6 protein-coding genes are annotated in these 5,649 nt (G+C 36.7%); 5 read left to right on the top strand and 1 reads right to left on the bottom strand.

Annotated elements, in window-relative coordinates; genetic code table 11:
• The coding region (locus tag ACP69Y_RS16545; protein WP_425919532.1) for a replication initiation protein at positions 1 to 971 on the top strand (971 nt) is incomplete at its 5' end.
• Between the two features lie 4 nt (positions 972 to 975).
• Here the strand turns inward: ACP69Y_RS16545 and ACP69Y_RS16540 are convergent.
• Positions 976 to 2,115 carry an HNH endonuclease gene (locus tag ACP69Y_RS16540; RefSeq protein WP_425919531.1) on the bottom strand — a complete coding sequence of 380 codons (1,140 nt, stop codon included), beginning with the start codon at positions 2,113 to 2,115 and terminating at the stop codon, positions 976 to 978.
• A 270-nt stretch (positions 2,116 to 2,385) separates the two neighbouring features.
• Here ACP69Y_RS16540 and ACP69Y_RS16535 point away from each other — a divergent pair, with 270 nt between their 5' ends.
• From ACP69Y_RS16535 to ACP69Y_RS16520, 4 genes are all read left to right on the top strand, one after another.
• A complete protein-coding gene (locus ACP69Y_RS16535) occupies positions 2,386 to 2,769 on the top strand; it encodes a MobC family plasmid mobilization relaxosome protein (protein ID WP_425919530.1) in 384 nt (127 codons plus the stop codon).
• Positions 2,766 to 4,724 (top strand): relaxase/mobilization nuclease domain-containing protein, encoded by a 1,959-nt coding sequence (locus tag ACP69Y_RS16530; protein WP_425919529.1) that lies wholly within the window; start codon positions 2,766 to 2,768, stop codon positions 4,722 to 4,724. Before ACP69Y_RS16535 ends, ACP69Y_RS16530 begins: the two co-directional genes overlap by 4 nt.
• Positions 4,725 to 4,794: 70 nt before the next feature.
• Positions 4,795 to 5,076: a CopG family ribbon-helix-helix protein gene (locus ACP69Y_RS16525; RefSeq protein WP_087696043.1), complete on the top strand. Its 282-nt coding sequence runs from the start codon at positions 4,795 to 4,797 to the stop codon at positions 5,074 to 5,076.
• On the top strand, positions 5,064 to 5,357 hold the full coding sequence (locus tag ACP69Y_RS16520) for a type II toxin-antitoxin system RelE/ParE family toxin (RefSeq protein WP_425919528.1): 294 nt from the start codon (positions 5,064 to 5,066) through the stop codon (positions 5,355 to 5,357). Before ACP69Y_RS16525 ends, ACP69Y_RS16520 begins: the two co-directional genes overlap by 13 nt.
• The last annotated feature ends 292 nt before the right edge of the window (positions 5,358 to 5,649 follow it).

The following is a 5,649-nucleotide window of genomic DNA, read 5'->3' as shown; positions in this document are numbered from 1 at the left end:
TGAATAAAATACAGCCTCAACTTGAGCTATTTCCTAGCTTTATAGGTAACTTACCGACCAAGCCCTACTGTACGAATGATCTCGGTACAGGTTTAAAAATACGCTCTAAAAATACAGCTCTAGCATTCAAATATATTCAGCCGAATAGCCCTTTTTATCAGTATTACTTTGTTCTTGATCTCGACTATGAGTCAGCATTGAGTGAAATTTTATATTCGCTTGATGGTGTTCCCATGCCCAATTTTGTTGCTGAAAATCCTCAAAATGGACGATTGCATGCATTTTTCGAGCTAAAAACACCAATCTATACGACTGATGCAAGCAGACAGAAGCCGATCATGCTCGCAAATGCTGTTTATTTGCGTTTACGCGAGCTTTTTAATGCTGACATGGGATATTCAGGATTAATAAGTAAAAACCCGATACACGAGCAATGGCGAACATACAGCATAAGAAAAAGCCCATATTCTTTGAATGAACTCAGTTCAAAATTAGATATTGATTGGAACGAAGCCAAAAAAGTTCCAAAACAAGACGAAGCAGTAGGGCTTGGACGTAATTGTTATGTTTTTCATACTGCACGTCACTGGGCATATGTAGAGATTCGGAAATATCGCGGAAAGACTTACAGTAATTGGCTTGAGGCTGTTATTGAGCATTGTTTAAAGCTCAATGATGGTATTACAGAGCCAATGCAGTACAACGAGATCAAAGGCATTGCAAAGAGCATAAGCCGTTACTGTTGGAAAAAAGATGCTTATTGCTATCAGGAATTTATAGACCGTCAGAGCAGGAAAGGTCGGTTAGGTGGTCTTAAAAGTGATTCCTCTAAAGGAGGAGTGGCTCGTTCACAAATATTTAAAGAAAAGAAAAAACAAGCTTTTGAACTTAAAAAGCAGAGCATGACTAATACTGAAATTTCAAAGCAACTGGGTATAACTACTAGAACTTTAAGAAATTGGTTCAATTAATAGTCTATTTCTTTATGTTGTGCTTTATCCAAGGATTCAATTCTTCGAGTAGCCTATCTATTAACTTATCTATGTGGTGCTCTTGAATGATTTCTCCTTCTTTGGCTCCGCAGTTTCTAAATGCTGTATTTATTGATTTTGATAGCACTCGTTGGTATTCATTTTCAGAATCTTCAGATAACTGAACAGGTATTATGGTATGTAGTATTTCCTCAATTTTTTCAATAGATTGTTTATTATCTTTAATAATATTTATTAGACGTTCCTTTGAAATATTTAATAGAGAAAATTCTAGATTGTTAATTTTCTGAGCTGTTTTTGGATTAATTGCATAATATTCTTGGAAAGTCTCCCCTTCATAGGATGTAGACAGACAAACTAAGCCTCTATGTACTGAAAAATATTCAATATATGCCCACAAAACGCCATTATTAGAGTCCCCTTTAATAAATACACAATGCAAGGGAACACCTTGAGGTCTATTTAAAATTAAGTCAGTTTCATAAAAATATCCAAAGCAATATTGATCTGATTCACCTGTAATATATTTTTTGACGTAATCACATTTTTCTGGAGGAACTCCATGCTTGACAGCCATAGCTATGGCTGTTTTTACTATAGACTTTTCACATGGCTCGTCATTGAGCTGTCCTGTAGAATAGATAAAGGACTCATCAACATAGCGATCTCTCATTTGTACTTGTTCTAAGAATTTCTCTGTTTCCAATTTAGGATATTTTTTCTTAGCTCGCATGATCTGAGCAATAGCTTCTTTCTCATCCTTCGCTTTAATAGATATTTCGATTCTATTGCCTTCTAATTGCTTAGAATCATCAAAATAAGGCTTGGTCAGGTTTATTGAACCGTCTTCTTTAACTAAATACTCATTTTTAGCATCTGTTTTAAGTACCAGTGATGGAACTTTACTGCGCTCTTTTTTGATTTTGAATAAAAGAGAAAGATATCCAAGTTGTGTAGCTAACTTACTATCCCATTCATTTCCTTTGCCGTTATTACAGCTAATACAAATAAAGCCAGTAACTTTATCTCTACCGCCAATGGATTGAGGAATAATATGTTCCTTAGAGTCTTTAACGTCCTGATCATCGAATGGAAAGCCACATAAAAAACAGTTTGTATTCATAAAATAAAGCGGAAAGTGCAAGCCTAAATCAGATAATAGCCGGTTAGGGTGCTTTTTTCTTTGATTTTATAAATATTGTCCATTAACTAAAAAACCTAAAATTTAGCTTTAAACATAAATCTTTCTAAAAATTATATTAAAATAGTATCTGCAACTTATAAAGCAAGGATACACAATGGGTACTTTCTTCGAAATTACCCTTGTGACCTTGATCAGGGGGACAAGCCCCCCGATACCCCCAAAACCATCATTTAATCTGCTGAGGTGTGAATGGTTCAACAATATAAAGCTAGAATTAATCATGAGCGTAAAAGACCTGTTCGAACTAAAACGGTCAAAGTTACGTTGTTTGATTCTGAGTATGAATTTCTTGAATCCAAAAACTCTTTTAATTCGGTTGCTAAGTTAATGCGTGAGTCTGCTTTAAAAGCAGTTAGTGATGAAGGGGAATATAAGAAGAAAGTTGGGACATATACAAAATTAGACCGCTCATTTGTTCTCGAACTTAGTCGCATCGGTACAAACATCAATCAAATTGCACGAGCAATAAATACAGACCTTGTCGCTAGAGAACCGCTTGATGCAGTTAAGCTTTTGCATCTCCTGATTGGTATTGATGAAATATTGAAACAACTTCGGGAGTCTGTGAAATGATTGTCGATTTTTTCGAACATGGAACAGGTGAAGCTAGTGGCCCTTTAGATTATTTTCTCGGTAAAAACAGAGATAGGGAACATGCCAAAATTTTACTTGGTGATGTTAATGAAGTAGCCGAACTTATAGATTGTTCACCGTATGAGAAACGCTACACAAGTGGCTGTTTGTCTTTTTATGAGAGTGATTTAACCAAAGCCGATAAAGCGCAAATTATGCGTGATTTTGAAAAAACTCTTTTCCCTGGTCTAACTACTGGAAACTATCGAATTTTATGGATTGAGCATCGGGATAAAATAAATGAAGAAACTGGAGAGCGCAGATTAGAACTGAATTTCTTAATTCCCAATATTGAAATTGAATCGGGAAAAAGGTTGCAGCCATTTTTTGCAAAAGCAGATTTAGACCGTGTTGATGTATTCAAAAAAATAGTTAATTACGAATATGATCTTTTTGACCCTGACGACCCCATAAACAGGCGATCAGTCAAAATCGCACAGAATCTACCTAAAGAAAGCAAAGAATTTAAAGCTCAGGTGCATGATGAAATCACACTCGCAATATGTGATGACCTTATTTATGACCGCAAAACCCTTTTAGATTGGTGTGAAACTGTTGGTTTTGAAGTTACGAAGATAACAAAGAAACAAATATCAATTAAGAATCCAGAAACAGGGCGACCAGAAGTTTTTAAAGGCGAATTTTATGAGCAGAACTTCAGAAATACTGCAAAAAGCACAGAGCTTAAGGCAGAAGCGTCAGGAAGATATAGACAGCGAGCTGAAAAACGGTATCAGACTTGCCTTGAACGATACGAAAAGCTTTGTGAAGCAAAGAGCAAATACCATCTTGAAAGACATGGAAACGGAAATCGAGAAAGTGGAAACGGACTTGACTCAAAATTTACAGAACCAAAAAACAGAAATGCAATCGAAAATAGGCAAAGTGGCGAACAGCTTCAAAAGCAATACTCAGGCATTGAATACGGATCTTCAGAAGCAGATTCAAGATATGAACCAACACTTGCAAACATTGCAGTCATTAAGCCAAGCGACAGCAGAACAAGCGAAGCTGAAAAAAGCCCTTACTTTATCAATTTTTCCCCTGATGTTAGTGCTACTTATTTTGCTTATCAGCAATATGTTTTTAGGCTATATCAACAAAATAAATTACAAAGAATTAAGCCAGATCAAGACATTACAGCAGAGCAAATACAACGACATAAACGAGATGCAGAACAAAGTCGAATATCTGAAATCGGAAGGAGGAAACCTGAATATTCAGAAGTGTGGGGACAAGGAGGACTGGCGTTGGTGCGTTCAAATAGATCCAGAAATAAAGCTGTACAAGGGCAACTTAGCAGTAGTGAAGGAAACCAATTAAATGAATATCGAAGCACAATTATTGCAGATTATCGAACAGCAACAACAGCAGCTCAAAGAGCAACAGAAGCAGCAAGAGCAAGCCTTACAGCTTATTCAGACCCAGAGCCGAACCATAGACGAATTAGAGAAATACAACAACAGACTAGTGCAGTCTTGCAATCAGTTGAGAGAGCAAGACAACGAGCTGATCAATATCATCAAGCAACTACAGAATCCGAAGTTATCCGCGGATTTATTGCAAAACTTGGAGAGCAGCTTAGAACAGCGATTACAGAGCCATTTAGAGCAATTAGTAATTGGCTTGAACATCGAGAATCAAGCAAAGACGTTGATAGGGAACAGCTTGCCGAACATGGTGCAGGACGAGATCAAAAGCCAATTGAATCCCCTGACAGAGAAAGTCATCAAGAAAATGAGTTTGGTAGAGCAATATCAACAAAATTTAGCGCAATTAATCCAACAAGTATCTTCAAGGCTTTAGATCAACTTGATCGGCGTATAGAGTTGCGACGAGAGCAAGAACAGGCAATGAAAAATGACCGTGGCTATGATTCCCCAAGCCCATTTTAATAATTTATAGCTGTTAGGGTATTGAAAGTATATACTAGGTATTACCTTTTGATGTGATAGGAGTTCAATCATGTCCACTACAGCAATGTCTATCAAGCTTGATTCTAGCTATAAAGACCGTTTAAGCCGCTTAGCCACAACTAAGAAGCGGACAGCTCACGCATTGGCAAAAGCTGCAATTACTAGCTTTATTGAGCAAGAGGAACGCCTCGAAGCAGAACGGAGAGAGGCTATAGCTTCTTATGAGGACTATTTGGAAACTGGGTTACATGTAACTTTGGCAGAAGCAGATGAATGGCTTGAGAGTTGGGGAACTGATAACGAGAAAGACGTACCTCTATGCCACAAGTAATTTTAACTAGAAATGCCCTTAATGATTTAAGTCGATTAAAGGCATTTTTGCAGACAAAGAACCCCGAAGCGGCTAAAGAAGCGATTATAACTATCAGATCTTATCTAAAAGAGTTATCTATAAAACCACTGGCTCATGCACCTGACGATGAGCGACCAGATTTTAGGGTTTTAATTATTCCCTTTGGTTCAAGTGGATACAAGGCTTGGTATCGTTATAAAACTGGTGAGGATGTTGTAATACTTTCAATTAAACATCAGCGAGAAGTCGGCTTTAAATGATGCGTTATAATTTACATATTTTTATTGAAAAATCAGTTATTTGACAGCCATTTGAAAAGATGTAATATTTTTCGCAGGCGAAAAAAAACAGGTCTGCAAACCTGTTTTTTTTCGGAATTTTAATATAAATGCTTGAAAACACTAAAATTAAAACACCTGAATCTGTATTAATTTTAGCAGTGTTTGCGAGCTTTGCAAGCGGTTACTGTTATAAATGAATAAAATACAGCCTCAACTTGAGCTATTTCCTAGCTTTATAGGTAACTTACCGACCAAGCCCTACTGTACGAAT

Source organism: Acinetobacter sp. TSRC1-2, from assembly GCF_049895885.1.
GTDB lineage: Bacteria > Pseudomonadota > Gammaproteobacteria > Pseudomonadales > Moraxellaceae > Acinetobacter.
This window is presented reverse-complemented; position numbering and strand designations above follow the sequence as displayed.

Bases quoted from the DNA above. Each gene is read 5' to 3' on its own strand.
- ACP69Y_RS16540 (WP_425919531.1), bottom strand. From the start codon at position 2,115: ATGAATACAAACTGTTTTTTATGTGGCTTTCCATTCGATGATCAGGAC.
- ACP69Y_RS16535 (WP_425919530.1), top strand. From the start codon at position 2,386: ATGGTTCAACAATATAAAGCTAGAATTAATCATGAGCGTAAAAGACCT.
- ACP69Y_RS16530 (WP_425919529.1), top strand. From the start codon at position 2,766: ATGATTGTCGATTTTTTCGAACATGGAACAGGTGAAGCTAGTGGCCCT.
- ACP69Y_RS16525 (WP_087696043.1), top strand. From the start codon at position 4,795: ATGTCCACTACAGCAATGTCTATCAAGCTTGATTCTAGCTATAAAGAC.
- ACP69Y_RS16520 (WP_425919528.1), top strand. From the start codon at position 5,064: ATGCCACAAGTAATTTTAACTAGAAATGCCCTTAATGATTTAAGTCGA.